At 59.7% G+C, this 24,357-nt stretch carries 25 protein-coding genes and 1 pseudogene; 11 read left to right on the top strand and 15 right to left on the bottom strand.

All coding sequences use genetic code 11. The annotated features are described in order from the left end of the window. Positions 1-248: 248 nt before the first annotated feature. Positions 249-965, bottom strand: coding sequence for a hypothetical protein (locus tag QU606_RS16575; RefSeq protein ID WP_069076405.1), 717 nt, complete (start codon positions 963-965; stop codon positions 249-251). A 246-nt stretch (positions 966-1,211) separates the two neighbouring features. Here QU606_RS16575 and QU606_RS16570 point away from each other — a divergent pair, with 246 nt between their 5' ends. Beyond that, positions 1,212-1,772, top strand: coding sequence for a hypothetical protein (locus tag QU606_RS16570; RefSeq protein ID WP_304997214.1), 561 nt, complete (start codon positions 1,212-1,214; stop codon positions 1,770-1,772). 960 nt (positions 1,773-2,732) lie between these two features. Continuing rightward, entirely contained in the window at positions 2,733-3,158 is a 426-nt protein-coding gene (locus tag QU606_RS16565) for a hypothetical protein (RefSeq protein WP_277378279.1), read from the top strand. Between the two features lie 190 nt (positions 3,159-3,348). Here the strand turns inward: QU606_RS16565 and QU606_RS16560 are convergent, their stop codons facing one another. The 4 genes from QU606_RS16560 to QU606_RS16545 form a co-directional block, all read right to left on the bottom strand. After that, on the bottom strand, positions 3,349-3,741 hold the full coding sequence (locus tag QU606_RS16560) for a hypothetical protein (protein ID WP_168233542.1): 393 nt from the start codon (positions 3,739-3,741) through the stop codon (positions 3,349-3,351). A gap of 175 nt (positions 3,742-3,916) precedes the next feature. Further along, positions 3,917-4,567 (bottom strand): hypothetical protein, encoded by a 651-nt coding sequence (locus QU606_RS16555; RefSeq protein ID WP_168233543.1) that lies wholly within the window; start codon positions 4,565-4,567, stop codon positions 3,917-3,919. A 52-nt stretch (positions 4,568-4,619) separates the two neighbouring features. Continuing rightward, positions 4,620-5,474: an MBL fold metallo-hydrolase gene (locus QU606_RS16550; RefSeq protein WP_024074949.1), complete on the bottom strand. Its 855-nt coding sequence runs from the start codon at positions 5,472-5,474 to the stop codon at positions 4,620-4,622. Next, the gene (locus tag QU606_RS16545) at positions 5,471-5,980 is read right to left on the bottom strand and encodes a sugar ABC transporter (RefSeq protein WP_370531120.1); all 510 of its coding nucleotides are present in this window, start codon (positions 5,978-5,980) and stop codon (positions 5,471-5,473) included. Before QU606_RS16545 ends, QU606_RS16550 begins: the two co-directional genes overlap by 4 nt. Before the next feature lie 126 nt (positions 5,981-6,106). Here QU606_RS16545 and QU606_RS16540 point away from each other — a divergent pair, with 126 nt between their 5' ends. Then, positions 6,107-6,994: a LysR substrate-binding domain-containing protein gene (locus QU606_RS16540; RefSeq protein ID WP_069076410.1), complete on the top strand. Its 888-nt coding sequence runs from the start codon at positions 6,107-6,109 to the stop codon at positions 6,992-6,994. Between the two features lie 114 nt (positions 6,995-7,108). Here QU606_RS16540 and QU606_RS16535 read toward each other — a convergent pair whose 3' ends face one another. The 3 genes from QU606_RS16535 to QU606_RS16525 form a co-directional block, all read right to left on the bottom strand. After that, positions 7,109-9,532, bottom strand: coding sequence for a TonB-dependent siderophore receptor (locus QU606_RS16535; RefSeq protein ID WP_304997212.1), 2,424 nt, complete (start codon positions 9,530-9,532; stop codon positions 7,109-7,111). Between the two features lie 98 nt (positions 9,533-9,630). Beyond that, on the bottom strand, positions 9,631-10,593 hold the full coding sequence (locus QU606_RS16530) for a FecR domain-containing protein (RefSeq protein ID WP_041160911.1): 963 nt from the start codon (positions 10,591-10,593) through the stop codon (positions 9,631-9,633). Further along, positions 10,590-11,096 carry a sigma-70 family RNA polymerase sigma factor gene (locus tag QU606_RS16525; RefSeq protein WP_024074944.1) on the bottom strand — a complete coding sequence of 169 codons (507 nt, stop codon included), beginning with the start codon at positions 11,094-11,096 and terminating at the stop codon, positions 10,590-10,592. Before QU606_RS16525 ends, QU606_RS16530 begins: the two co-directional genes overlap by 4 nt. A gap of 417 nt (positions 11,097-11,513) precedes the next feature. On the opposite strand from QU606_RS16525, the gene QU606_RS16520 reads away from it, so the two are divergent. The 3 genes from QU606_RS16520 (at position 11,514) to QU606_RS16510 (ending at position 13,351) form a co-directional block, all read left to right on the top strand. Beyond that, positions 11,514-11,660 (top strand): hypothetical protein, encoded by a 147-nt coding sequence (locus QU606_RS16520; protein WP_024074943.1) that lies wholly within the window; start codon positions 11,514-11,516, stop codon positions 11,658-11,660. A 220-nt stretch (positions 11,661-11,880) separates the two neighbouring features. Beyond that, entirely contained in the window at positions 11,881-12,750 is an 870-nt protein-coding gene (locus QU606_RS16515; protein WP_069076414.1) for a GyrI-like domain-containing protein, read from the top strand. 109 nt (positions 12,751-12,859) lie between these two features. Next, positions 12,860-13,351: a GNAT family N-acetyltransferase gene (locus QU606_RS16510; protein WP_024074941.1), complete on the top strand. Its 492-nt coding sequence runs from the start codon at positions 12,860-12,862 to the stop codon at positions 13,349-13,351. Between the two features lie 107 nt (positions 13,352-13,458). Here the strand turns inward: QU606_RS16510 and QU606_RS16505 are convergent. Both QU606_RS16505 and QU606_RS16500 read right to left on the bottom strand, forming a co-directional pair. Beyond that, positions 13,459-13,626: pseudogene (locus QU606_RS16505) on the bottom strand (GNAT family N-acetyltransferase); the annotation flags it as partial. 29 nt (positions 13,627-13,655) lie between these two features. Beyond that, entirely contained in the window at positions 13,656-14,213 is a 558-nt protein-coding gene (locus QU606_RS16500) for a hypothetical protein (RefSeq protein WP_304997210.1), read from the bottom strand. A 152-nt stretch (positions 14,214-14,365) separates the two neighbouring features. Here QU606_RS16500 and QU606_RS16495 point away from each other — a divergent pair, with 152 nt between their 5' ends. Next, the gene (locus tag QU606_RS16495) at positions 14,366-15,259 is read left to right on the top strand and encodes an AraC family transcriptional regulator (RefSeq protein ID WP_304997209.1); all 894 of its coding nucleotides are present in this window, start codon (positions 14,366-14,368) and stop codon (positions 15,257-15,259) included. Here QU606_RS16495 and QU606_RS16490 read toward each other — a convergent pair. Continuing rightward, positions 15,201-15,788 (bottom strand): LysE family translocator, encoded by a 588-nt coding sequence (locus QU606_RS16490; protein ID WP_024074937.1) that lies wholly within the window; start codon positions 15,786-15,788, stop codon positions 15,201-15,203. The two genes, QU606_RS16495 and QU606_RS16490, sit on opposite strands and share 59 nt — an antisense overlap. Positions 15,789-15,979: 191 nt before the next feature. Here QU606_RS16490 and QU606_RS16485 point away from each other — a divergent pair, with 191 nt between their 5' ends. Further along, positions 15,980-16,567 carry a TetR/AcrR family transcriptional regulator gene (locus QU606_RS16485; protein ID WP_304997208.1) on the top strand — a complete coding sequence of 196 codons (588 nt, stop codon included), beginning with the start codon at positions 15,980-15,982 and terminating at the stop codon, positions 16,565-16,567. Positions 16,568-16,621: 54 nt separating this feature from the next. On the opposite strand, the gene QU606_RS16480 is transcribed toward QU606_RS16485, so the two are convergent. Beyond that, positions 16,622-17,326 (bottom strand): FadR/GntR family transcriptional regulator, encoded by a 705-nt coding sequence (locus tag QU606_RS16480; RefSeq protein ID WP_024074935.1) that lies wholly within the window; start codon positions 17,324-17,326, stop codon positions 16,622-16,624. A 321-nt stretch (positions 17,327-17,647) separates the two neighbouring features. On the opposite strand from QU606_RS16480, the gene QU606_RS16475 reads away from it, so the two are divergent. After that, positions 17,648-18,997 (top strand): MFS transporter, encoded by a 1,350-nt coding sequence (locus QU606_RS16475; protein WP_024074934.1) that lies wholly within the window; start codon positions 17,648-17,650, stop codon positions 18,995-18,997. Positions 18,998-19,009: 12 nt separating this feature from the next. Beyond that, a complete protein-coding gene (gene gudD / locus QU606_RS16470) occupies positions 19,010-20,359 on the top strand; it encodes a glucarate dehydratase (RefSeq protein WP_304997207.1) in 1,350 nt (449 codons plus the stop codon). 36 nt (positions 20,360-20,395) lie between these two features. On the opposite strand, the gene QU606_RS16465 is transcribed toward gudD, so the two are convergent. Continuing rightward, positions 20,396-21,280, bottom strand: a complete 885-nt coding sequence (locus QU606_RS16465; RefSeq protein ID WP_304997206.1) for an NAD(P)/FAD-dependent oxidoreductase — start codon at positions 21,278-21,280, stop codon at positions 20,396-20,398. A 143-nt stretch (positions 21,281-21,423) separates the two neighbouring features. Between QU606_RS16465 and QU606_RS16460 the strand changes: the two genes are divergently transcribed. Beyond that, a complete protein-coding gene (locus tag QU606_RS16460; protein ID WP_024074931.1) occupies positions 21,424-21,861 on the top strand; it encodes an Rrf2 family transcriptional regulator in 438 nt (145 codons plus the stop codon). A 5-nt stretch (positions 21,862-21,866) separates the two neighbouring features. Here the strand turns inward: QU606_RS16460 and QU606_RS16455 are convergent, their stop codons facing one another. Both QU606_RS16455 and QU606_RS16450 read right to left on the bottom strand, forming a co-directional pair. Next, positions 21,867-23,312 (bottom strand): mechanosensitive ion channel family protein, encoded by a 1,446-nt coding sequence (locus QU606_RS16455; RefSeq protein ID WP_024074930.1) that lies wholly within the window; start codon positions 23,310-23,312, stop codon positions 21,867-21,869. 128 nt (positions 23,313-23,440) lie between these two features. Beyond that, positions 23,441-24,301, bottom strand: coding sequence for a pirin family protein (locus tag QU606_RS16450; protein ID WP_102624856.1), 861 nt, complete (start codon positions 24,299-24,301; stop codon positions 23,441-23,443). Positions 24,302-24,357: the final 56 nt, after the last annotated feature.

The following is a 24,357-nucleotide window of genomic DNA, read 5'->3' as shown; positions in this document are numbered from 1 at the left end:
CGACAGGCAAAAATCGGCCAGGAGCAGACATTCGAGACAGGCTAGCTATGGGCTATTTTCGGAGTTTGTTGATGGGGCTGGGGGGCTCCCTTGTCTCATTCTCCAAGGTCCCTCTCTAGGAGCCCTCCAACGCCAGTCGTCGCTTCGGCGTAGCTAGGCTGGCTGATAACGCCCTTTTTTCAGCGCAAAAGGGCCAGCGTGAAAGTGGCTGCACAAACAGCGGCCATCCTATACCAGGCCCGGTCGGCTTATTGCCCAGCCTGGCTGACAGGGGTAACGCTGCGGGTGTGATAATCGCCCGACGAGTCCTGGATGCAGTAATTCGGGGACATCGGTTTTTCCTCGCCGGCTTTCAACTCAACCACCTCATTGCGGCACGTTGTCTGGAATGTTTGCGACTGGAATGCCTGCCGGACTTCATAGTCGGCGCCTGCGCGTGGCACGAAACTGACGGGTGCTGATGAGCAACTGGACCCGGATGTGACGAACGCCACAAACACGATCAGCGGCTGCCCGGCCGGGACCACACGTTCATCGAAGTACCTGCGCGTCTCATCGATCTTCGCGCTGACCGGGGAGGCCGGCATGCCGATGACATTGTTCTGGTAGTCGGAAGGCCACATGCCGAAGATATCCATGCTCTGACCGCTGGGCTCGATACGCGAAGGATTCCATCCTTGCGGCCGCTCGCGGGCGGCCAGCGCTTTTCTGTAAGTGTCGTTGAAATACTGTTCGCAACTTTGGCCGGATACGAAACCTGCGTATGCCCCTTGCCCGCTGATCAGGCGGATGCGCGCCGTACTGGCGGGGTCGTACTTGGCCATCTCGGCCGGGTTCTGGACATCGGTTTTCTTGAAGGTGCAGCCGCCGACAGCCAACGGCACGATGAGCAACAGCCCCAGGCGTGCGATGACAGTGCCCAAGCCGGTATGAATTGATGAGCGCTTGCTGGCGTCCTGCTTCATTATTTTCTCCCTGTTAGTGGCGCAACCTTGGTGATGGCGGGGTTTGGGCAGGCGTTTGCTTTCAAAGTTCGCGGGTTCGCATTGGATTGGGGCAAAGAAAGCATGGCGGCGGCCCTCTCTCTCCCGAAGTGTCGCGCGTACAGTCTACCCTGTTATGCTGATTCAGCAATCCGGCGTATAGATAAGATGCTATACGGCATTAAGTGACAGGAATGTCGGCTAATTGATAGTTAGGGAAAACTGAGTATGCGTCGCTTAATAGCCAATGGGTTTGTGTTTTTCAGCACTGCGATACTCTGTTCCGGCTGCACATCTTATTCGTCCCAGCCGACAATCAACGAACCCGCTGAACCCGAAACACAAGAAATCATCTCCAGCTTCAGTTACGCAATAAACTCCCCATGGAAAGACAGTCGCTTCGGCAAGGACGCATACTCAGCGACACTCAAAGTTATTCCCGATGCACAGGATACGGGCACCAGCCTTGCCGCCCCGACCCTGCCGGAATTAGAAATAAAGATCTCGGAGTTCTCATCTGGCGGCGCTTGCGGACAAGATTACTTGGCGGGCCTGAGTCTGGGTTTGATCCCCAGTTGGTGTACGCGGACAAACCTTTTCAAGTTCAATTTTATATTGAATAAGGATCAGCGCTTTTGCAGGCAGAAAACCTACTCGATAAACGCCACGTCGTTTTCACATCTCACGATGATTCCGTTTGCACTATTCAATACGGACAATCAGCCATTGACGCTCTATCAGGCGGCGCTTAAAGATTTTCTTCGGATAGGTCAATGTGCGACGCGTTGAGATGCATGTTAACAGGCTTTGTTTTGCGGCTACGAGGGACTCATTCCAGGCGTTGGGACGTTCAAAATTTATCTCTGGTGAGCGGCAGCGTTTGGCCGATCTCTGCCTGTCGCAAGGGCCGTAATAGAGAGCGGGTGCCCAGACATTCAAACCATACGAGTAGATAATCGACTGCTACTTCAGCCATTTCCAGTGCGTATGAACAACGAATCTTCCCAACGCGAATCTACCGGCAGTGCAGCATATAACCTTGCGCAGGCCCACGGTGCCCGGCCCATGTCCGTTGATGGTTATCATCAAACGGTAGAACTGTGCGGTCGCGTCGCCTGCGGCTGGCTGTTCCGCTACAGGATCATTTGCAGCCTGGACATCCCAGCGCATGACCAAGAGTCATTCGCTGGCGCTGTAGGTTGCTTGGTTGCTGACGACGGAGAGATACGTGATCTCTCAGGTCCGATGTTCATGGACATGCTTCATATGCTGGCATAGCTCGCGGAACCACCTTGACCGAACTCTGACGTTCACTATGTATGGGTGGGAGTCGACCCAGAGCTGCCGGTGGCGACAGGCAGTCATCGGCCGATTCTGTTGAAAAAGTCGGCTTTTTCAGAACACAGCAGGATGGGCCCGTGAAAGCGCCTCTTCAGCACGTTTCTACGTGAAATCTCAGCCTGAAAGCTCTGCGGACATTCAAGATTTCAAACTCCGACGCGTACTTTGATGCCTCAAAAACTGCCGCCGACTTTTTCAACAGAATCGGCCAAAAGCAGTCACGCCGAATGCCTACGAAGTCAGGGGCGATTCAGGTGCCGCCGAAACATAAAAACTGTATGCCCGATAGTCACATCCTCCATGGAACCTTCCCAAAAAATGATGTCAATTTGATAGCTCGTTACAACAACAAGATCATCTTGGATCAGTCAGCGTCAGGCTATTTCCTGACACCTTATGGAGAGAGTGATGAGAGCTATCATTGCGATGTTATTGATGTTGAGTACCTACGCCCATGCTGGTTGCGGCAACATCAATGACAGCGATCAACGCGCTTATTGCGAAGCCAGAACCAATGGCCAAAGCTGCGGCAATATTCGCGACAACGACCTTCGGGCCAGTTGCTCGGCGGAAATGAACGGTCAAAGCTGCGGCAACATCCGTGACAGCGATCTACGCGCTTATTGCGAGGCCAAAACCAATGGCCAAAGCTGCGGCAATATTCGCGACAACGACCTTCGGGCCAGTTGCTCGGCGGAAATGAACGGTCAAAGCTGCGGCAACATCCGTGATAGCGATCAACGCGCTTATTGCGAGGCCAAAACCAATGGCCAAAGCTGCGGCAACATTAAAGACAGCAACTTGCGTAACGAGTGTGATGCCATAAAGCGTTGATCTCCGAGTCACGCGGGACCAGCCGCTCTTCATCGACGCTGGACCCGCGCACTTGAACTCGTCAGTTGTTAAAGCGCCTGACGATTTCTTATCCTCGTGGCCACCTCTGCCCAATCGATACCGAAGTTCAGATGTACCTCACCACCTGTACGCCTTGGGTCCAGGTTGTGTGAAAACGGGCTGGATGCAGTTAACTGAACGCTATGCAAACAGATTCCATCTCTACCAACGCATTTTCACAAGCACCTACGAGATCTCGCACGCAGTAAAGTCTCCATCCCTTACCCGATCCCCACTTGGCAGCGACTGTTTCAAGCAGAAACTCTTCCTCCTGCGTTGGCCGAGCCCAATCATCGTGCCCGATCTCAGCGATCAGTTGCGCTTGGTAGCCCCGTAAAAATGGAAGCAAGCTTTTCGCTTGTTCGACATCTATGAGGACAAAGTCTGCTGTATCGAGTTGCTGTTTAACATTCTCGACCAGTTCGTAAGCCTGCAATGGGAGTGCATCTAACACTGCCTCCAAGGCTGATCCCGATTTGTCGGCACTTTGGAACGTACCGCAAATGATGTTCCCTCCCGCCATATCCTTTTCCCTGTCGTGACTTCGAAGCCTAGATTAGGCACCTCGCGATAAAGTTTCTATCGTCAATGCCTTTGGCCGAAAGCGTTTCCGGAGGATAAAAATTGGGGTCACACCACGATTTTTAAGTGTATGTAAGTGTGGTCTGCCCCCTGATTCACTGAGGGGACGGGACGTTTCAATCTTTTCTTACCTGTTTGAGCCAGTTCCAGAAAGGGTCACTGGATTCATGCGCGTCCATGCTTGTTGTGCTTGGGATGAGATCTGATGCGCGTGCTGGGACGCTGAGGCCAAGCGTGTGTTCCACGTAGTCACGCAATGCCTTGGGTGGTGCTGGGTAGTCATCATCTGTGTATTGCTGCTCCCGCAGCTCGGCGGGCGTTCTCGTAAACTCCTCTGGCCAGCAGTGCTCGTTGTAACCGATAGCCAGTAAGCGAATCAGGTCTTCCGTACCATTGGTCAAGACGCAGAGCATGTCTGATCCCGAGCCCGAGCCAAGATGGACGATTCGCTGCTGATCGTGGTCGTCCAGCCACAACCCTGCCCACGATCCATCGCCCCCCGTCCTGAGGAATATTGAGAGCCGCTCGTTTACTCTGGGATCTTCGCAGGCCGTCCATCGAGCAGTATCGGCGGAGTCCGGAACGTGAAAGGCGGTGATAGCGCTGTTGTTGTATTCAGGTTCGGGATGCAAGGTCATGTAGCGGCCCCCGGTCCTATAGTGACGGACGCAGCCGAGTGCTTCCAGAAACTCCATGGTCTGTCGCAATACCGGAGGTACCGGATTCCTTGCCGGGAAGGCGGCTACCAATTCGTCGATGAAGTTCATGTCTTTCCTAATCATTGTCTTTAACGAGCATCGTAAATGAAGCAGGATTGGCTCACGTTTCGTAAGCAATGACGTAGCGGTTACCGCAGCGCTTGATATGAGCAAAGCCAAGCGAGCCCAAGTGCATGCCAGCAACCATCAAGTTGTCTGAACTGGCAACATCCAGCACTCTCGTTCGCGTGGCCGCCGATAGCAGCGGGTCCTGGTCGAATGCAATCGTGACATCGGGGCGGGCAATCTGAATCTGAGGAAAGTGAACGATATCGCCCCACACCAGCAGGTTGCCCACCCCGGACTCGAAGCAGTATCCGCAGTGCCCGACGGTATGCCCAGGCAACGGCATCGCGCTGATGCCTGGCAATACATCATTGACGGTGAACGGGCGCAGGTTTTTCCGGTACCGCTCGAACACCCTTCGTGCAAACAGGAAGTTACCACGGGCGCGTTCACTGGCCTGGCCAAGATGGCCATCGTCCTCCCAGAACATTAGCTCTCGCTCGTGCACAACCAACTCAGCATTGACGAACGCCATCTCTCCCACTGCGTTCAACAAGCCACCGATGTGGTCGGGGTGCGCGTGGGTCAGCAGAATCGTGTCTATTTCGCCGGGCTTCACGCCAGCCACTGCAAGATTGGCCAGTAACTCGCCGCCCCATTGTTTGAAGCCTCCGGCCCCGGCGTCGATCAGAATCGTGCGACCACGCCCACGCACCAGATAACAATTGATATGGATTGAGGCAGGATTGCTGATCCCGGCGGCTAACTGAAGCCGGGCCGCTTCCGTAGGTGTGATGTTGGCTAGAAAATCCAGGCTAGCACCCAGGTAGCCGTCGCTGATGGCTGTGATTGAATAATCGCCAATTTGCTGGCTGGGGAGTCTCCCACGAGGTAGGTCTACGTGACTCATGACTGTAACTGCGCAGTCATTGCACGATAGACATTCAGTCCCGGCAGATCGATGGCCCTGGCCTGAGCGCAATCCAGTTTGGCCAGCCAGCGGTGTGCAGGGGCACTGTCCAAAGCAACGGCGTGTAGCGCTATAGGTGTAAGGCCTGACTCAATCAATACTTGAGGGCCTTGTTCACTGACCAACAGGAATTCGTCCGCGCCCACGGCAACTGCCCGGTCCAGGCCGGCGTAGAGGTTGCGTCTCCAATCAGTGATGTGCGACTGCCAACGGGAAAAGTTGCCGCCCCCTTTTTGGCGGTACTCATCGCTCTGCAATACGGCCAGCGTGTCGACTGAATGCAGGGCCAAGTAGGCCGGACAATCGCCGCTCAAGGCTTTGAATCGCTGTGAGGAGCTAAAACCACTCACCGAGATCAACGCGGGCAGTTTTTCCAGGCTGTAAAACGCATTCCACTCGGCTTCGCTGGCGGGATCGGCGTAGTTGCATTCGACTGTGTAAATCATCATGGCACTTCACTTATTGATGTTTCATCATGCTAGCGGCACGCCAATCAGCCATAAAACGACTTTTCGGCACCCATCAGTGACTAAACATCAAGGTCGGTGCTTTGACTTGAACCAGGAAAGCCCATGCGTCGAAAGCTCCCGAGTAACGCTGCCTTGATAGCCTTTGAAACAGCAGCCCGCCATGGCAGTTTTGCCCGTGCCGCAAACGAGTTGGCCCTGACCGAAGGCGCCATCAGTCGGCAGATAGGCCGCCTGGAAGCCTTTCTCGGCGTCACCCTATTCGAGCGCGTTGGCAACCGCGTACGGCTCTTACCTAATGGTGAGCGCTACGCTGCCCAAGTGCGCGAACTCCTCGACCGACTCGACAGGGACAGCCAGTACCTGATGGGACAGCCCAGCGACGGCGCAAGCCTTGATATCGCCGTCAGCCCAACGTTTGCCCTGCGCTGGCTAATTCCCAGGCTGTCTGGCTTTTGCGCGCAACACCCGAATATCTGCGTGCACCTGTCGGAACGCATGGAGCCATTCGTACTTGCCGGGAGTGGCTTTGATGCCGCCATCCATTTTGAGCATCCAGCCTGGACAGGCATGCACACGCATCGCCTGTTGAACGAAGTATTAATTCCGGTTTGTCACCCTGCTCTCCTGAATCCCGGTGAGCAGGCAACGGCTCTGGATTCACTGCCGCGATTACACCGACGACAGAACCCGGATGCGTGGCAGCGCTATGCCCAGGAAACCGGGATTGTCCTGAGCAACCCAGCGATGGGCGCGCGCTACGATTTGCACGCGATGTTGATCGAGGCCGCACTGGCGGGACTCGGCGTGGCACTCGTACCGCGCCTGTACGTGGAAGCAGAGTTGGCGCAAGGCCGGCTGGTTGCGCCATGGCCCCAGGAGAAGAACATCGCCAAGACGTTTTGCCTCGTGTTACCCGAACCCCTTGAGCTAAGCCGCGCTCCCATCCAGGCCTTTGCGCATTGGCTGTTGGAGCAAGCGCAGGTGAAATAGAGGCATACACATATCGAGTCCGAAAGCGGTCTCGTGGCGACTGCGCTTGCTTGCCGATCCGGTCGCCAAGGTGACGATTACCAATCGATAACTTTCGCAAGCAAGCGCAAGGCCTTACCAGTTGTAACTCAACGACCCGGTCACATTTCGGCGATACCCGTATTTGCAGCTGTCGCCGGTGTAGCCACACTGAGAAACATAGGTTTCGTCGGTCAGGTTGGACGCATTGAGTGCGAGCTTCGCCCCTGCATAGGATGAAGACAGCTTGCCCAGATCGTAGCTTAGGCTGGCGTCAAACAGCGTGTAGTGGGGAATGCCTTCGCTGTTTTGCGAGTCGATATAGCTGGGGCCGACATAGCGTACCCCTCCTCCTATCGCCAAGCCCGCTAGCGCACCACTCTGAACGGTGTATTGCGACCACAGCGAGGCCAGTTGTTCAGGGGTATTGCCAGGTTGATTGCCTTTTTCATCGGCGGTATTGCTGCGGGTAATTTCAAGGTGTGAATAGCTGTAGTTGGCCATCAACTCCAGAGCATCGGACAACTGCGCCTTGCTTTCCAGTTCGATACCACGCGACTGGATTTCTCCGGTCGCCACCGAGAAACGATTGTTGGCGGGATCGGCAGTCAGTACGTTTTGCCGCGTCAGGTCGAACAGCGAGACGGTCACATAGCTGTCACTCCCCTTGGGCTGGAATTTGATCCCGACTTCGTACTGGCGACCGGTTTCGGGTTCGAAGGCACTGCCGTCACGCGCCACCGCCGTGATGTTAGGGAAAAACGACTCGGAATAGCTCGCATAGGGCGCCACGCCGTTGTCTGCCAGGTACATCACCCCGGTCCGCCACGTGAAGGCGTGATCGCGCTGCTTGAGGTCTGCCGCCGTATCGGTGGCGTAATGGATCGTTTTCGAGCGTGCCCAGTCTTGGCGACCACCGAGATTGAAGACCCAGTGGTCGTCAAATTTGAGCTGTTCCGAGAGATACACACCCACCTGGTCAAGCTGGCGACGCTGGTTGATGTCGTAGAAGGCGTCCAGGTCGCTGTAGTCCTGGTGATAGACCGGCGCATAGATATCCAGTGGATCAACCACGTTGCCGCCCCCCAACTGGTTGGTGCTGGCGTGCTGCAAATCGATCCCGACCAAGGTTGTATGTTCGAAACGGCCGACGTTCCACTGGGCTTGGAAGTGGTTATCGAGCAGCGCATTCTTCACCTCTTCGTGGCCCAGATAACCGAAGCGGCCCACTGTGCGCTGGTCGTCATCCAGGCCATATTGGTAAATCGTGCGCTGTTCCTGATAGGAACGGCTGTAACGGGCGTTTTGGCGGAATGTCCAGATATCATTGAGGTGATGCTCAAACTGATACCCCAGTGACCACTGTTCTACGTCATATTTGTCGAAGTCAGGGTCGCCGACAAAACGATCCGTGGCGATCCGTCCGTAACGCGAGCTGTCGAGGGTGCCTACCCGTGGCAAGGCGTAGTAGCCCAGCACATTGCGGTCTTTTTGAAATGACGCCAGAACCGTCAGCGAGGTGTCTTCCGAGGGCCGCCAACTGATTGCCGGGGCGATGAATTGACGGTCATCACGGGCGTAGTCGATTTGCGTACCGCTCTCTCGCCACAGCCCGGTGAGGCGATAACTCAAGACGCCATCATCGCTAAGCGGCCCGCCGAAGTCCGCCGCCAATTGCTTGCGATCAAAACTGCCTGCCTGCACCACCAGTTCATGAAGCGGCTCATCGGTGGGACGCTTGCTGATCACGTTGACCATGCCGCCCGGTGAGCTTTGACCGTAGAGCACCGACGATGGCCCGCGCAGGACTTCCACTCGCTCCAGTCCATAGACTTCACCCACGGCACGGCTCTGGTTGGCAAAGCTGTACTGGCGCAGGCCATCACGATAGATCCCACCGCCCGTTGTCGCGTCAAAGCCACGAATACTGATCGTGTCGCGCCGGGTATCGACGCCGTTGGCTTCACCATTGACCCCCGCCGTGTAGCGCAGCACCTGCCCGATGCTTTGTGGCTGCTGAGCATCGATCTGCTTACGGGTGACCACGCTGATCGATTGAGGCGTTTCCATGATCGACGTATCGGTCTTGTTGGCACTCATGGTTCGGCTGGCGACCAGACCATCGTTGCGGCCCAGCGAGGTGTCGTACGCAGTGCCACTGATTGCGGTCGGCGCCAACTCCAGCACGTCGCTGCTGCTCGGTACCAGCAGCAGGCTACCGTCATCCTGGCGCTGATAGGTCAGCCCCGAGCCGAGCAAGAGCTGCGTCAAGCCGGCCTCAGTACTGAAATCGCCTTGCAGCCCCTGGGTATTCTTGCCAGCCGTCAGCGTTGAGCTGCCCGCCATGGTGATCCCCGCCTGTGCGCCAAACCGTGACAGCGCGGCATCCAGGGGGCCTGCGTCGATGCTGTAATGCTGCGAACTACCGGCGGCAAAGACAGGAAGGCTGCAAAGCGGTTGCACGCTGAGCAACAACAGTCCAAGCGTACGGGCACGCAGGGCGCGGGAAGGTGAAGTCATACGGGGCTCCTAAGGGGTTAAGACCCACCTCTGGCGGGTGGGTGATCCCTATAGGCCAAGCGAGTTTGAAAAAACTATCGCGCAGCGGGAAAAATAATTCAGGCGGGTACGATCGAGACCCAATAGCGGGTCATGCGCTCGATACGCACCGGCAGCGTGCGAGCGACCAGCGTCAATGCTGCATCGGTGTCATCCAGCGAAAAACTGCCGGTGAGGCGTAACCCTGACACCTGCTCATGGCAACGTAAAACACCGGGACGGTAACGCGAGAGCTCCGCCACCAGGGCATCCAGGCGCAGGCGATCCGCCGGCAGCACTCCGCGCAACCAAGCCTGGGAGACCAGGAGATCGGCGCGGTTTGGCACGCCAATCCCGAAGCGGTCCACGCGTGCCTGCCATCCAGCCTCGAACGAGGATGGCGCTTGTTGACCTCGTGAGTGCACCTGCACCTGGCCTTCCAGTACCGTCACCTGTGTGCCCTGCCGATCATGGCGCACCTGCAAATACGCGTCGCGACTCTGCAGGATCGCGTCCGGTGTGATCAGTTGCAGCGAGCGCGACTCTGCCCGAACACGCAAGGCCAACTCACCCTCGATCATCTGGATGCGCCGCACTTGGTCAGTAAAATCCAGGTTCACGGCGCTGGCCGTGTTCAGCCACAGCGAGCTGCCATCAACCAGGGTCCACTGGTGACGCTCGCCCGTTCCTGTGCGGTAGTTCGCCAGTGCGGCGCGCACCGGCGTGGAGCCCGCGCCTTGCCAGGCAACCCCGCCAACCGCCCCCAGGATCAACAGGCGCTTGAGTACCTGCCGACGTTTCTGCATGTCCGGCCCGGCCGATTCCAGTGCCCTGCGCGCGGTGGCATCGCGCAAAAGATTTGCGCCAGGCTGCTGCAACAACGGCAAGCTGGCGACACGTTGCCAGGCATGTTCATGCTCATCGCTCGCCTCGCGCCAACACCGCAATGCCTCCAGATCAGGCGCATTCATCAGCCCGGACTGCATCCTGACAAGCCAATCAATGGCGGTATCGCGCACCTGCGGACTAATGTCGGACCTCATTCGAAACGGCTCGCATAGCAAACACTGAAGGCTTTACCCATGGCCCTTTGCACTTGAGCCACGGTCAGCCCCAACTGCGCGGCGATCTGTGGATACGTCAGGCCGTCGAGCTGAGACATGAAGAAAACCTGTCGTATGCGCGCAGGCAGGCCAATCAGCAACGAGTCAAGCTGCAACAAGGTTTCGATCACCAGATAGCGGGCCTCGGGTGACGATTCCACCCCTTCGGGTCGAGCAGCCAACGCTTCAAGATAAGCCCGCTCAATCTCCTGGCGGCGCCAGCGATTGATCAGCAGTCCATTGGCAATTGCTGCGAGAAACGCCATGGGCTGGCGCAACTCGCGCACCTGCTGAGGCGCGCGCAGCACGCGGATGAACGTGTCGTGGGCCAGGTCCTCGGCATCGGCACTCTGCCCCAATCGCCGGTTCAGCCAGCCCTGCAGCCAGCCGTGATGATTCTCGTACAACTGTTCGACGGACGATATTGGGCTGGCATCCTGCATGTGAGGCTCGCGAGACGTGAATGATAACGCTTCTCATCTTATTGATCCGGCGGAGGGTTGTACAGCGTTTACACATGTTTCGCGGTGGAATTCTCCGCCAATCAAACTACGACCCGGTGACCTTGCGGTGCGTATGGGCAGGAAATTCCGTGTCGTTTCGCTGACTCCCCAGCCTCAACGCCACCGCGGGCGGCTCGAAACTGTCCAGTTCGAATTGATCAACCGGGGCCCCGCCTCAGTTGTCCGAATTTGATTATATCTTGGCAGCATACTCAATATCGGCAAGGCCCAGCAGTCCCTACCATCCTCATCAAGGCCATTGCCGACGGCGAGACTCAACCGATCATGCGGCGCTGGCTGGACGGGAAACGCGGATATCCGCACCCGTTTCAGTTCAAACAACCAGGGTGAGATGAAATGAAGCAACTTCTTATTTGGGCGCTTTTCGGCACGATCGTGTCGACTCCACTGGCCGCGCAGGCATCGGATGGGGCTGATGCGTTGGTGCGCTGGCATGAGCAATTCAAGCAAGAGCAAAAAAAGCTCACTGAGCGCCAGGAGTGATCATGGCTTCGGTTCCAAGCCGGCAGTTCTCAGCCATCCGGCTTGATCTATGTGCCGGGAGCTGTCGTTCAGGCGGCAACTATATGGCCATATGGCCATGGCCGGCACCGCGCACGTCGGTGAGTCCGCTGGTCTATACACTTGAGCAAGTACGGCTAGGCGCAGGCATGTGGGTATAGTCGATCCTATCGTCCAGCGCACATCCCGGAGTTTCCAACCCGTGTCTGACTTGCCAGGCAACGCCGCCTACACAAAACGCTTCGACGCCGTACTCGCCTATATCGACGCGAATCTTGAGGGCGACTTGTCGGTGAAGACGCTGAGCCAAGTGGCGTATTTTTCGGCGTTTCACTTCCATCGGCAGTTCACCGCGTTTGTGGGCATGCCTGTTGCGCGCTATGTGCAACTGATGCGTCTACGACGCGCGGCGCATGACTTGTCTTCCCGCGCTGACTATTCGGTGCTGGAGGCCGCATCGGGGGCGGGCTTTGAAAGCCCAGAAGCCTTTTCCAGGGCGTTCAGGCGAGCGTTCGGCATGGCGCCGAGCGCATTCAGAAAGCGGCCGAATTGGCAGGTCTGGCGTGGGGTGTTCAGCGTCCCTCATTTTTCCAGGAGCATCATCATGCAGGTACGAATAGTTGAGTTTCATTCCGTCAGGGTTGCTGCATTAGAGCACCTCGGCGACCCAGAGCGCGTGGATGAAAGCGTGCAGTCATTCATCGCCTGGCGCATGCAGAGCGGGCAATCGCCGGTAGCTTCCAGTCGCAGCTTCGGTATTCCTTTCGGCAATCCTGATACCACCCCGGCCGATGAGTTCCGGTTTGCCATTTGCGGCGAGATCCACGCGCCGCTGGCAGCAAATGCGTTCGGCGTCACTGAGCGCGTCATCCCGGGTGGGCGCTGTGTGGTGGTGCGTCATGTGGGTTCGCCGGATCACATCGCAGAGTCGATCTATCCGATCTATCGTGACTGGCTCCCTGGCAGCGGCGAAGAGCTTCGAGACCAGCCATTGTTTTTCGAGTACCTGAGCATCTTCCCCGAAACACCGCAGGATCAATGGCAGACCGATATTTATGTGCCATTGCAATAGCAGCGCTTTACCGCCGGTAGAGTGAAGAATGCCCATCCAAGGCCGCGATGGCGGTGTTATTGGTGCACCGCTATGATGTGGCCTTTCGCTAAACGCCTCAGGAAAGACCATGCCCGCCCTCACCTTCCGCAACGCCCTGCCCGCCGACGCCGCCCGTTGCTTTGATATCGAAATCAGCGCCTATGAGGGCGACGAAGCCGCGACGCTGGAGAAGATCGCCACGCGTATTGCGCAATACCCGCAAGGTTTTTTGATCCTGGAGGCCGCTGGCGAGGTGGTGGGTTTTATCAATTGTGGCTGCGCCCATCAGGTGGTGATGTCGGACGAGGCGTTCAAGGAGTTGGTGGGCCATTCGCCCGAAGCGCCGAATGTGGTGATCATGTCGGTGGTGGTCGACCCGGCGCATCAGGGCAAGGGCTATTCCACGCTGCTGATGACCGAATTTGTGCAACGTATGCGGGCCATGGGCAAGCAGACCATTCACCTGATGTGCAAAGAGCGCCATGTGCCGTTGTACACGCGCATGGGCTACCGCTATGTGCAGCCTTCGCCCTCGGATCACGGCGGGATGGCGTGGCATGAGATGGTGATGGCTTTTTAATGGAGCCCCGTGAAACCAATCCCGTTTGCAGCATCCAGCCAGGCACCACGAATTGACTCGGAATGCCTTGATGTCCAGGACTCGGATTAGCAGCCGGGTGTTTCTGTCTAAAGCGCTGTGATCGTCAGGGCTTTACCGAACAACCGGTTCTCATGGGTTTCGCCCTGGAAGGTATACGTCGGCGAACCGAGCAGCTCGTACCCGCGCCGAGGGTAGACCCCTAGCGCCCGCTCATTACCCACCCACGCCGTCGCCCACACTAACGTCGCGCCCCCCAGCCGCCCAAGGCTGGGTAGTAAGGTTTTTACGGGTTAGAGATTAACGTCCCCGTACCGGCAGGCGGGTAGATGATTTCCTGGGTATCCAGGTTCCGGATGCTGGAATAGGTGTGGTACTGGGTACTGTAGTTGGGCCCGACCCCCTGGGTGCTTGCACTCAGGCGGTAGGTCACCACATAACGCTGCCCGGCCTTGAACTCCACGTCGTCGGCGCCTTCATTACAGAACGCACCGCCAGTGCCCAGGGCATTCATCGACACGTTGCACCAGCGCAGCGAATGTTTGCCAGGGCTGAGCTTCAGCGCCTGTTCGCCGGTCACGTTGAGGATCGAGTGACGGCCAGCACCGGGCAAGGACACACCATCGACTTCGAACGCCAAGGCCAGGCGGTGAAATGGCACGCCCAGTTCACGTTCGCGCCAGGTATCGAAGTACACCAGCGCGGGGTTGGGGGCGCCGTTGGACAGGTCGACGGGGTGGAGTTTTTCCGGGGCCCAGTCGCCCTGGTAGTTTTTGTAGTGGTAGTCGGAGCAGGCGCCGAGCAGTGGCAAGGTCAATACGGCGGCAAGTTTCAGCAGTTTCATCGGGTAACGGTCCTTGTGGGCGATGAGATCCTATCGACAGCACTTTTGTTTTCTTGAATAACCATCGCGCCCGAACACTGACAACCATGGCGGTGCCTCGCCGGGCTGTGTAATCATCGCCTCTCGATCTCTCGAGGGATGGAGCCACCGCCATGTCGCTGAACACCACCACCCACCCGGCGCAAGCACCGCGCTTCTGGCGTGACGAGCGTCTGCCGTTCATCGAAGCGCGGACCATTGCCGACGGGCGCAAGGTCACCTACACCCGCCACTCCCACGAGCATTTTTCCATCGGTGCGATCACCACCGGGCGCAGCTATTACCACTATGGCGCGCAGACCTTCCAGATCAGCGCCGGCACCGTGGTGTTGATGAACCCCGGCGATGTGCACGCGTGCAACCCGATCCATGACCAGCCCTGGTCGTATCACATGCTCTACCTCGACACCCCGTGGCTGACCGACCTGCAATACCAACTGGGGTTCAGTACCGACCAGGGGTATCGCCCGTTCAGTGCGCCGCACACCCGCGACCCGGTGCTGTACAAGGGCCTGATCGAGCTGTACCAGGTGCTGCTGGATGAGCAGGCCGAATTGCTGCACAAACAGAGCGTGCTGGTGAGTTACTTCACGGAAGTGCAACAGCGCCTGAACCCTTCGCCGGCCCCCGTGCGGGAGGTCAACCACAAGCTGGAGCGTGCAGCCGAGTACATCCGCGTACACTGCACCGAGGCCTTGAAACTGGAAGACATCTGCCTGGCCGCCGAGCTGTCGCCGTCTTATCTGATCCGCGCCTTCAAGCAGTATTACGGGCTGACGCCCCATGCCTTCCTGGTGAACCGGCGCATCCAGTTTGCCCGTACCCAATTGCGCAAGGGTGAGTTGATCGCCGATGTGGCCTTGGCTGCCGGCTTTGCCGACCAGGCGCATTTCCAGCGCACCTTCAAACAGCATTTCGCGGCCACGCCCGGGCAGTACCGCGACTTGCTCAAGCCATCAGCAAATAACCCACACTGGCCACCAGCAACGCGGCCATTGAGCGGTTGAACAGGCGCACGCCGTGCGGGTTGCCGAGGTAGCGGCGCAAGAACGTACCGGCATAGGCCCAGCACGCTACCGACAGGTAGCAGATCACCAGGTAGAGCCCGGCAAACAACCACACTTGCCGGGCGTCGCCATCGGCGACAAACAAGCCCATCCCCGCCACGCAGGCCAGCCAGGCTTTCGGGTTGAGCCATTGCATGATCGCGCCATAGAGCATCGACGGCGCGGTGGCCGAGCCGTCGGCGTCCAGCCGGCCATCGTCCACCGCCAGCTTCCACGCCATGTACAACAGGAAGGCCACCCCGCCCCACTGGATCAACTGAGTCAGGATCGGCCAGCGCACCAGGACTTCATGCAGCCCCAGGCCGATCAGCACCAGTAGCAACGTAAAACCTGTGGCGGCGCCGAACACGTGTTTCTGGCTGGCGGCAAACCCGAAGCGCGCGCCTGAACTGAGCGCAACCACATTGACCGGGCCCGGGGTGATGGAGGTAGCCAGAGCGAAGGCCGCCATGGAAATGATCAAGCTCATTGCAGTTCCTTTTTGTCATGCCAAGCGAAGATGACTTCACGGTAAAGGGCCAGGCCAACGCGGTATTGAACAAAATGACCCTGGCGCCTCAAATGCGCCCCGGTTGGGCTTCCTTGACGGTAAATAGACCCTGTACCCTGTCGCCGCGCCCCCACTGTGCGCCGACCGATCCCAGCCACGTCAGGATGCCAATGCCAAACCCGATTCCTCGACGGCGCGATGCCGCCGTCACCCGCGACGCCATTTTGCTGTCTGCGCGCAAGGTGTTCGCCCGCTCGGGCTATGACGCCGCTACCGTGCACGACATCGCCGTCGGCGCGGGCCTGACCACGGCGCTGGTCGACCGCTACTTCAGTTCCAAGGAGCAGTTGTTCGCCGACGTCATCGCCGACACCCTGGCCCGCCCGCTTATTCCCGCCGGCGGTCATCTGCGTGCGGACAACCTCGGGCGCACCCTGGCGACGGCACTGGTGAGCATCAGCGACGACAGCAGCGCGTCGCTGGAAGGTTGGCTGCTCCTGCTGCATTCGGCGTCGAGCCCACGCGCAGCGGCGATTGGCCGCGCGCAACTGGAAAACAGTCAACAGCCGAGCATGGCCGCGACACTCAAGGGCGCGCACGCGCAAGAACGCGCGGCGCTGGCGATGGCGCTGGTGGCGGGGTTTCAGGTGATGCGCCAGCAACTGGCGTTGTCGGCACTGGTCAAGGCTGACCCGCAGGTGTTGATTGACTTGCTGACACCGCTCTTTCAGCAGTTGGTAGACGCACCCTCGACGTGACGGACGCGCGGCCATTCAACTGGAGTGAGCATGGGGACCGGGCTGCACACTGGCTTACTCGCCGGTCATGCGCGCCAGGCTGTTGCTCAAATGCAGCAGCATCGCCGCGCGTGCCGCGTCAGGGTCCTGGCGGCGGATGGCGTTGAGGATCGCCTCATGTTCCAGGTTGGCCAACTGCCCCAGCTTCATCAAGTCCGCATCGCCGCGCTCCTGGGCATTGATGCGCGCACGCGGAATCACTGAATTGCCCAGGTGCTGGATCACGTCGGTGAAGTAGGTGTTGCCGGTGGCCTGGGCGATCAATTGGTGAAAACGCACATCGGGCTCGACGCTGCTGCTGTCCTGGTTGCCGAGTGAGTCCTGGTAATCGTCGAGGGCCTGGCGCATCTGCTGCAATTGCGCGTCGCTGCGGCGCAAGGCGGCCAGGGCGGCGGCCTGGGTTTCCAGGCCCATGCGCAATTCGAGGATGCCGCGCACGCTGACGGCGGTGTCATGGGTCAGGTGCAGGCCCTGGCGCTCGTCGCGCGCCAGCACAAATGTGCCCACGCCATGCCGGGTTTCCACCAGCCCGGCCGCCTGCAGTTTCGACAATGCCTCGCGCACGACCGTGCGGCTGACGCCGTACTCGCCGACGATGGCGGATTCGGAGGGCAACCTCTCGCCCGGCAGCATTTGGCCAAGGAGGATGCGCTGGGTCAGCGCGGTGACGATGTCATGGGCCAGGCCCTGGGAGCGCTTGCGAGGGGGGTTGTTGAGCATCGGTCATTCCATGCATGGGACTCGGCCAATACTAACACCCTCGATCGTCACCAACTTGTATGACAACAAACAAACTTATCCTTTGCGATGCTGCGTTTTTTTACCGGACCGACTTGCCTGCGGGGAAAGTCCCGCAGCGCATACCTCCCGCAATATCGATGTTATTCGAGGGAAACCGGCTTCCACACAGCGTGCAGACAACTGAAATTTACGTTGCCACATCGAAAATCCAAGTTGTATGATGTCTATCAAGTTGTCAGACCTCTCCGACAACCCCTGAACCCATCCCCGCACAACAATAATCAGTGGGAGTTCTACCTCGTGACCCCTTCCAGCCCTGCGACAGCTGCGCCTGCCCTCGACCCCGTCCTGGCCCGCGCGATCAAGAAAGTGAAGAGCCATGTGCTCCCACTGTTCGTGATCATGTTCATCGTCAACTACATCGATCGCGTCAATATCGGCTTCGTGCGCACCCACATGGAACACGACCTGGGCATCGGCGCGGCCGCCTATGGTTTCGGTGCCGGCTTGTTCTTTATCGGCTACGCCTTGTTCGAAGTCCCCTCCAACCTGCTGCTGCAAAAAGTGGGCGCGCGTATCTGGCTGACCCGCATCATGTTCACCTGGGGCATCACCGCAACCCTGATGGCCTTTATCCAGAACGAAACCCACTTCTACATCCTGCGTTTTCTGCTGGGGGTGGCCGAGGCCGGGTTCTTTCCGGGGGTGATCTACTACTTCACCCGCTGGTTGCCTGGGGTGGAGCGCGGCAAGGCGATTGCGATCTTCCTCAGCGGCTCGGCCCTGGCTTCGCTGATCTCCGGCCCGCTGTCCGGCGTGCTGCTGCAAATCACCGGGCTGGGCCTGCATGGCTGGCAATGGATGTACATCATCGAAGGCATGGCCTCGGTGCTGCTGTGCTTTTTCGTGTGGTTCTGGCTCGACTCCAAGCCCCACGACGCCAAGTGGCTCAGCCGTGAGGAACAGGACGCACTGGTGGGCGAAATCGAGCGCGAACAACGCGAGCGTGACGCCGCCACCACGGTCAAGCCGAGCCTGGGCAAGCTGCTCAAGGACCGCCAGATCATGCTGTTCTGCGCGCTGTATTTCTGCATCCAGCTGACCATCTACGCCGCCACCTTCTGGCTGCCGAGCATCATCAAGAAAATGGGCGACCTGAGTGATATCCAGGTGGGCTTCTACAACTCCATCCCCTGGCTGATCTCGATCATCGCCATGTACTCATTCGCGGCGCTGGCCGGCAAGTACAAGCACCAGCAGGCGTGGGTAGCCACGGCGCTGTTGATTGCAGCGGCGGGCATGTTTTTCTCCACCACCGGCGGACCGATCTTTGCGTTTGTCGCCATCTGTTTTGCGGCGATTGGCTTCAAGTCGGCGTCGTCACTGTTCTGGCCGATCCCCCAGGGTTACCTGGATGCACGCATCGCGGCGGCAGTGATTGCGTTGATCAACTCGATTGGCAACCTTGGCGGGTTTGTCGCGCCCACGACCTTCGGTTTCCTGGAACAGACCACCGGGTCGATCCAGGGCGGTTTATATGGGCTGGCCGGCACCTCGATCCTCGCCGCGATCCTGGTGTTTTTCGCCAAGACCCTGCCCGGCGCCCACACCCCCAGCGTGCCGCACCCCGCCCCCGTCTTGAGCAAATAAGGAAGCGTTTTCATGAACACAGAACATCAGCACCACGCCCGCCACGCTCCGGTCGTCACCCACCTGGACGTGATCCCGGTGGCCGGCCATGACAGCATGCTGCTCAACCTCAGCGGCGCCCATGGGCCGTTTTTCACGCGCAACATCGTGATTCTCAAGGACAGCGCCGGGCATATCGGCGTGGGCGAAGTACCGGGGGGCGAACGCATCCGCGAAACCCTGGAAGACGCGCGCAGCCTGGTGATCGGCAAGCCGATCGGCCAGTACCAGGCCATCCTCAATGCCATGCGCCGTACCTTTGCCACCCGCGACAGCGGTGGGCGCGGCCTGCAAACCTTTGACCTGCGCATCACCATCCATGCCGTCACCGCCATGGAAGCCGCACTGCTCGACCTGCTCGGCCAGTTCCTCGAAGTGCCGGTAGCGGCGTTGCTGGGCGAAGGCCAGCAACGCGATGCAGTGAAGATGCTCGGCTATCTGTTCTACATCGGCGACCGCCACCAGACCGACCTGGCCTACCGCAGCGAAGCCGACGCGGACGACTGGTTCCGCCTGCGTCACGAACCGGCCATGACCCCGGGTGCCATCGTGCGCCTGGCCGAAGCTGCCCAGGCCCAGTACGGCTTCAACGACTTCAAGCTCAAGGGCGGCGTGCTGCGTGGCGCCGAAGAAATCGAAGCGGTCACCGCGCTGGCCGAGCGCTTCCCCGACGCACGCATCACCCTCGACCCGAATGGCGCCTGGTCCCTCAAGGAAGCCATCGCCCTGTGCCGCGACCAGCATCACGTGCTGGCCTATGCCGAAGACCCCTGCGGCGCGGAAAACGGCTACTCGGGGCGCGAAGTCATGGCCGAATTCCGCCGCGCCACCGGCCTGCCGACCGCCACCAATATGATCGCCACCGACTGGCGCGAGATGGGCCACGCGATCCAGCTGCAATCGGTGGACATCCCCCTCGCCGACCCGCACTTCTGGACGATGCAAGGCTCGGTGCGCGTGGCGCAGATGTGCCATGAATGGGGCCTGACCTGGGGCTCGCACTCCAACAATCACTTCGATATTTCCCTGGCGATGTTCACCCAGGTGGCCGCCGCCGCACCGGGCGATATCACCGCGATCGACACCCACTGGATCTGGCAGGACGGCCAACGACTGACCAAGGCACCGCTACAGATTGTCGACGGCCATATCCAGGTGCCCGCCAAGCCGGGCCTGGGGGTGGAGATCGACATGGACGCCGTGGCCCACGCCCACGAACGCTACAAGGGCATGGGCCTGGGCGCGCGCAATGACAGCGTCGCCATGCAGTTCCTGATTCCCGGCTGGAGCTTCGATAACAAACGCCCCTGCCTGGTGCGCTGAGCCGATGCCCGCGAAAAAGTGACAGCCCGAGTGGCGTCAACCGTTGATCAACGAGAAGTGCGCGCCCACCCCGGCGCGCACGCCCTCGGCCACCGCCAACGCCACGGAACCGGCGGCCAGTGATGCATCGCCACAGGCAAACACGCCGGCCACGGAGGTCTGGCGGGTTTCGTCAGTGTGCAGGTAAGGACCGGTGGGGCCGTCGACCCGCCCGCAGCCCAATTGTTCGGCCAACGGGCTGAGCCGGGTCCGCGACATTGTGAACACCCCATCCAACTGCACGATTCGGCCGTCAGCCAGTTCCAGGTCGGCACGCTCACCGCTGATGCGCGTCACGGCTGCGCTTTCCACGCTGACACCGCGCCGGTCCAACTGCGCCTGTTGCTCGGCATTCGGCGTGAACACGCCATTGGTGAACAAGGTGGTGCTGCCCCAGTCCGGCAACATCAGGGCATGGTGCATCGCCAGCGGCGAGGTGGCCAACACGCCGATGCGCCCTTGGCCCAGCTCATAGCCATGGCAATAAGGGCAATGGAACACCCGCTTGCCCCAGCGCTCCTGCAAGCCGTCAATGCCGGGCAATTCATCCACCACTCCGGTGGCCAGGATCAGCCGCTTGGCCTGGAACTGCCCATTGCATTGGGTGCGCACGCTGAAACCGCCCTGCTCCGCCCCCGCCTGGACCACGCTGTCCTGCACCCAGGTGACCGTCGGGTACTCCATCAACTGGCTGCGACCTTCGGCGGCGATAATCCCGGGCGCCTGGCCGTCCTGGCCGAGAAAGCCGTGGGAGGTCGGCGCAAACCGATTGCGCCGCAGCCCCGCATCAATCACCAGCACCTTGCGCCGCGCCCGCGCCAGTTGCAGGCCCGCTGACAGGCCGGCGTAGCTGCCGCCCACGATAATGACGTCGTGCATCATGGAAGTGACCCCGTGTTGGCGCGCGCGGTGGTCCGTGCGCTTTCACGACACACCATAAGTTACGTAAAAATACCGCGTCAAGTGTCTCGCAACTTTTTAGGTTACGAACGATACTCCCGACCGAATCGACTTGAGGGTTTTTGATGAGAAATGACACCCGCCTCTCGCGCATGCTGCATGTGCTGATCCATATGGGCCGCCATGAAGCGCGCGCCACCTCGGAGACCATCGCGCAGATGCTCGGCACCAACCCGGTGGTGGTGCGACGCACGCTGGGGCTGCTCAAGGAAAAGGGCTATGTGCGTTCGGAAAAAGGCCATCAGGGTGGCTGGACCCTGGGCAAGCCCTTGAGTGAAATCACCTTGCTGGATATTCACAACGCGCTGGGCACGCCGTCGATCTTTGCCATCGGCCTATCCACCGATCACCCGCAATGCCTGGTGGAGCAGGCGGTAAACGCGGCGCTGACCGACGCGTTCGACCAGGCCCAGGCCTTGTTGCTGGCGCGCTTGGGCGATGTGACATTGGCGCAACTGGCAGATGACTTTGACGAGCGCTACCGCATCGCCATGGCGCCCTGATCGCGTTACAACCCGCGCTTGCGCAACCACTGCAGGAACCCCTTCTTCGCCGGCACCACCGGCGACTCCTGGGTCATGACCTGCGCAGCATGGATGCGGAAATCCAGCAGTGCTTTCATCGCTTCGCCGATGTCATGCCGCGCATCCAGGCACGGCTTGAGGTATTCCTTTTCGATACGGTACAGGGTGCAGAAGGTCTTGGCGGAGAAGTCCGCCGGGGTGGCCTCGTCGGACAAGATCCCGGCTTCGCCAATCACTTCCCCCGGCCCCATGCGCCCGGCCTCGAACTTGTGCCCGCCCTTGACCAGCATCACCGAGACCACGCCGGACTCCACGATAAACAAATGGTCGCTGACCTCCCCCGCCGGCAGGATCATTTCACCGGCACGGTAGCTGTGCAGGGTCATGTTCTGGCTGAAGGTGTCTTTCTCTTCCTGGCGCAACGTGGAGAAAATCGACGAGCGTTCCAGCAACGCCCGCGCACCGGACACCGCCGGCGGCGCGCTGCTTTCAGTGGCGGATAACAGCCCCACGCCCGCCGCCTGCAAATGCCGGAAGGCCAGGTCATACAGCTGGTTGCGCACCTCGCGCTTGAGCGGCATGGCCGGCACGAACCCGCTGATTTCGTACTCCACGCCCCCACTGGCCGAGGTCTTGAACGCCACGCTCGGCGCGGGCTTGGCCAGCAGCGGCCGGCAACCTTGCATCGCGCGCTCCAGCGCCTCGATCACCGTTTGCGGGCGCGCATGGGGGCTGACTTGCAGGCACACCGACAAGCCGAACATATCCGCCGGGCGCGAAAAGTTGATGATCTTGGCCTTGGCCGCCAGGGAGTTGGGAATCACCGCCATGCTGCCCTGGGAGGTTTGCAGCCGCGTGGCGCGCCAATCGATGTCAGTGACACGCCCTTCGGTGCCGTCGATGGAGATCCAGTCATCCAGCTGGTAGGGCTTGGTGGTATTGAGCACGATCCCGGAAAACACATCACTCAAGGTGCTTTGCAAGGCCAGGCCGACAATGATCGCCACCGCGCCGGAAGTCGCCAGCACGCCCTTGACCGGGAGGTCGAGCACATAGGCCATGGCGGCGATGATCGCGATCAAGAAGATCACCGCGCCCATCAAGTCCTGCAACAACCGCCCGGTATGCCCGACGCGCTGCATCATCAAGGTGCCGAGCAACACCGTGAGGGTCCGCGCGGCGAACAGCCACCAGCCGATCTGCAACGCGGTGGCCGCCAGGTGCAAGGCCGTGTTGTCGGCATAAGGCGCCAACTGCATGGGGTTCATGCCGTCGTTGAACAGCACGGCGCTGAATACCGCGAAGATCACCAGCCGCGCCGCCAGCTTCCAGTTGGCCAGGTTGGCGGAAATCAGGCGCCATACGGCGATGTCGATAAAGATCAGCGCCAGCGCGCATAACATCGGGTGATCAGCGATAAATGAGGGCATCCAGGCGACTCCAGGGTGAATGACGGGAAGATCGCATGAAATGGGGAGGCGGGGTATAGCGCAGAACAAAATGTGGGGGCGAGCACGCTCGCTCCCACATCAGGTTTGGCGTCACCTTTGAGTCAGTGCTACATCCGCCCGAACTTACCCGATTGGAAATCGGCAAACGCCTGGTGAATCTCCTGCTCGGTGTTCATCACAAAGGGACCATGCCCAACGATCGGCTCGTCGATGGGTTCGCCACTGAGCAGCAGCACCTTGGCGTCGTCATTGGCCTCCAGGGTCAGTTGGGTGCCGTCACGCTCGAACACTGCCAATTGCCCCTGGCGCGCAAGCTCTTGGCCATTGACCAGCACCGTACCGCGCAGGATCACCAGGGCGGTGTTGCGTCCGGCATGCAGGTCCAGGCTGACCGCCTTGCCAGCACGCAGGCGCAGGTCCCACACATCGATGGGCGTGAAGGTGCGCGCCGGGCCTTGGGTGCCCGCGAACTCACCGGCGATCAGACGCAATTGCCCGGCCTGGTTGGCCAACGGCAACAGCGGAATATCTCCGTCGAGAATCGTCTGGTAGCCGGCGTCGGCCATCTTGTCCTTGGCTGGCAGGTTGACCCACAGTTGCACCATCTCCAGTGCCCCGCCGCTGCGGGCGAAGGCTTCGGAGTGGAATTCCTCGTGGAGGATGCCCTTGGCGGCGGTCATCCATTGCACGTCGCCCGGGCCGATCTTGCCGCCGGCACCGGTGGAATCACGGTGTTCGACTTCGCCGTCATACACGATGGTCACGGTTTCAAAACCGCGATGCGGGTGTTGGCCGACGCCGCGACGTTGCTCAGTGGGGGTGAAATCGGCCGGGCCGGCGTGGTCCAGTAACAGGAATGGGCTGATGTGTTTGCCCAGGGTGTCGTAGGAAAACAGCGTACGCACCGGAAAGCCATCGCCGACCCAATGGGTGCGGGGGCTGGTGTAGATGCCGATCAGTTTCTTCATGGTGGTCCTCCAAAGTGCCTACACCATAAGTCGGCATAAGCTGGAGTACTAGCCGG

Source organism: Pseudomonas sp. OVF7 (genome assembly GCF_030644265.1).
Classification (GTDB): Bacteria; Pseudomonadota; Gammaproteobacteria; order Pseudomonadales; family Pseudomonadaceae; genus Aquipseudomonas; species Aquipseudomonas gorinensis.
This window is presented reverse-complemented; position numbering and strand designations above follow the sequence as displayed.

Coding starts and splice junctions, on each gene's coding strand:
- QU606_RS16560 (WP_168233542.1), bottom strand. CDS start 3,741: ATGGCGGGAGGGAACATCATTTGCGGTACGTTCCAAAGTGCCGACAAA.
- QU606_RS16550 (WP_024074949.1), bottom strand. CDS start 5,474: ATGAGTCACGTAGACCTACCTCGTGGGAGACTCCCCAGCCAGCAAATT.
- QU606_RS16465 (WP_304997206.1), bottom strand. CDS start 21,280: ATGATGCACGACGTCATTATCGTGGGCGGCAGCTACGCCGGCCTGTCA.
- QU606_RS16575 (WP_069076405.1), bottom strand. CDS start 965: ATGAAGCAGGACGCCAGCAAGCGCTCATCAATTCATACCGGCTTGGGC.
- QU606_RS16545 (WP_370531120.1), bottom strand. CDS start 5,980: ATGATTTACACAGTCGAATGCAACTACGCCGATCCCGCCAGCGAAGCC.
- QU606_RS16480 (WP_024074935.1), bottom strand. CDS start 17,326: ATGCTCAACAACCCCCCTCGCAAGCGCTCCCAGGGCCTGGCCCATGAC.
- QU606_RS16570 (WP_304997214.1), top strand. CDS start 1,212: ATGCGTCGCTTAATAGCCAATGGGTTTGTGTTTTTCAGCACTGCGATA.
- QU606_RS16565 (WP_277378279.1), top strand. CDS start 2,733: ATGAGAGCTATCATTGCGATGTTATTGATGTTGAGTACCTACGCCCAT.
- QU606_RS16485 (WP_304997208.1), top strand. CDS start 15,980: ATGCCAAACCCGATTCCTCGACGGCGCGATGCCGCCGTCACCCGCGAC.
- QU606_RS16520 (WP_024074943.1), top strand. CDS start 11,514: ATGAAGCAACTTCTTATTTGGGCGCTTTTCGGCACGATCGTGTCGACT.
- QU606_RS16530 (WP_041160911.1), bottom strand. CDS start 10,593: ATGAGGTCCGACATTAGTCCGCAGGTGCGCGATACCGCCATTGATTGG.
- QU606_RS16510 (WP_024074941.1), top strand. CDS start 12,860: ATGCCCGCCCTCACCTTCCGCAACGCCCTGCCCGCCGACGCCGCCCGT.
- QU606_RS16460 (WP_024074931.1), top strand. CDS start 21,424: ATGAGAAATGACACCCGCCTCTCGCGCATGCTGCATGTGCTGATCCAT.
- gudD (WP_304997207.1), top strand. CDS start 19,010: ATGAACACAGAACATCAGCACCACGCCCGCCACGCTCCGGTCGTCACC.
- QU606_RS16500 (WP_304997210.1), bottom strand. CDS start 14,213: ATGAAACTGCTGAAACTTGCCGCCGTATTGACCTTGCCACTGCTCGGC.
- QU606_RS16455 (WP_024074930.1), bottom strand. CDS start 23,312: ATGCCCTCATTTATCGCTGATCACCCGATGTTATGCGCGCTGGCGCTG.
- QU606_RS16540 (WP_069076410.1), top strand. CDS start 6,107: ATGCGTCGAAAGCTCCCGAGTAACGCTGCCTTGATAGCCTTTGAAACA.
- QU606_RS16495 (WP_304997209.1), top strand. CDS start 14,366: ATGTCGCTGAACACCACCACCCACCCGGCGCAAGCACCGCGCTTCTGG.
- QU606_RS16525 (WP_024074944.1), bottom strand. CDS start 11,096: ATGCAGGATGCCAGCCCAATATCGTCCGTCGAACAGTTGTACGAGAAT.
- QU606_RS16490 (WP_024074937.1), bottom strand. CDS start 15,788: ATGAGCTTGATCATTTCCATGGCGGCCTTCGCTCTGGCTACCTCCATC.
- QU606_RS16450 (WP_102624856.1), bottom strand. CDS start 24,301: ATGAAGAAACTGATCGGCATCTACACCAGCCCCCGCACCCATTGGGTC.
- QU606_RS16535 (WP_304997212.1), bottom strand. CDS start 9,532: ATGACTTCACCTTCCCGCGCCCTGCGTGCCCGTACGCTTGGACTGTTG.
- QU606_RS16555 (WP_168233543.1), bottom strand. CDS start 4,567: ATGAACTTCATCGACGAATTGGTAGCCGCCTTCCCGGCAAGGAATCCG.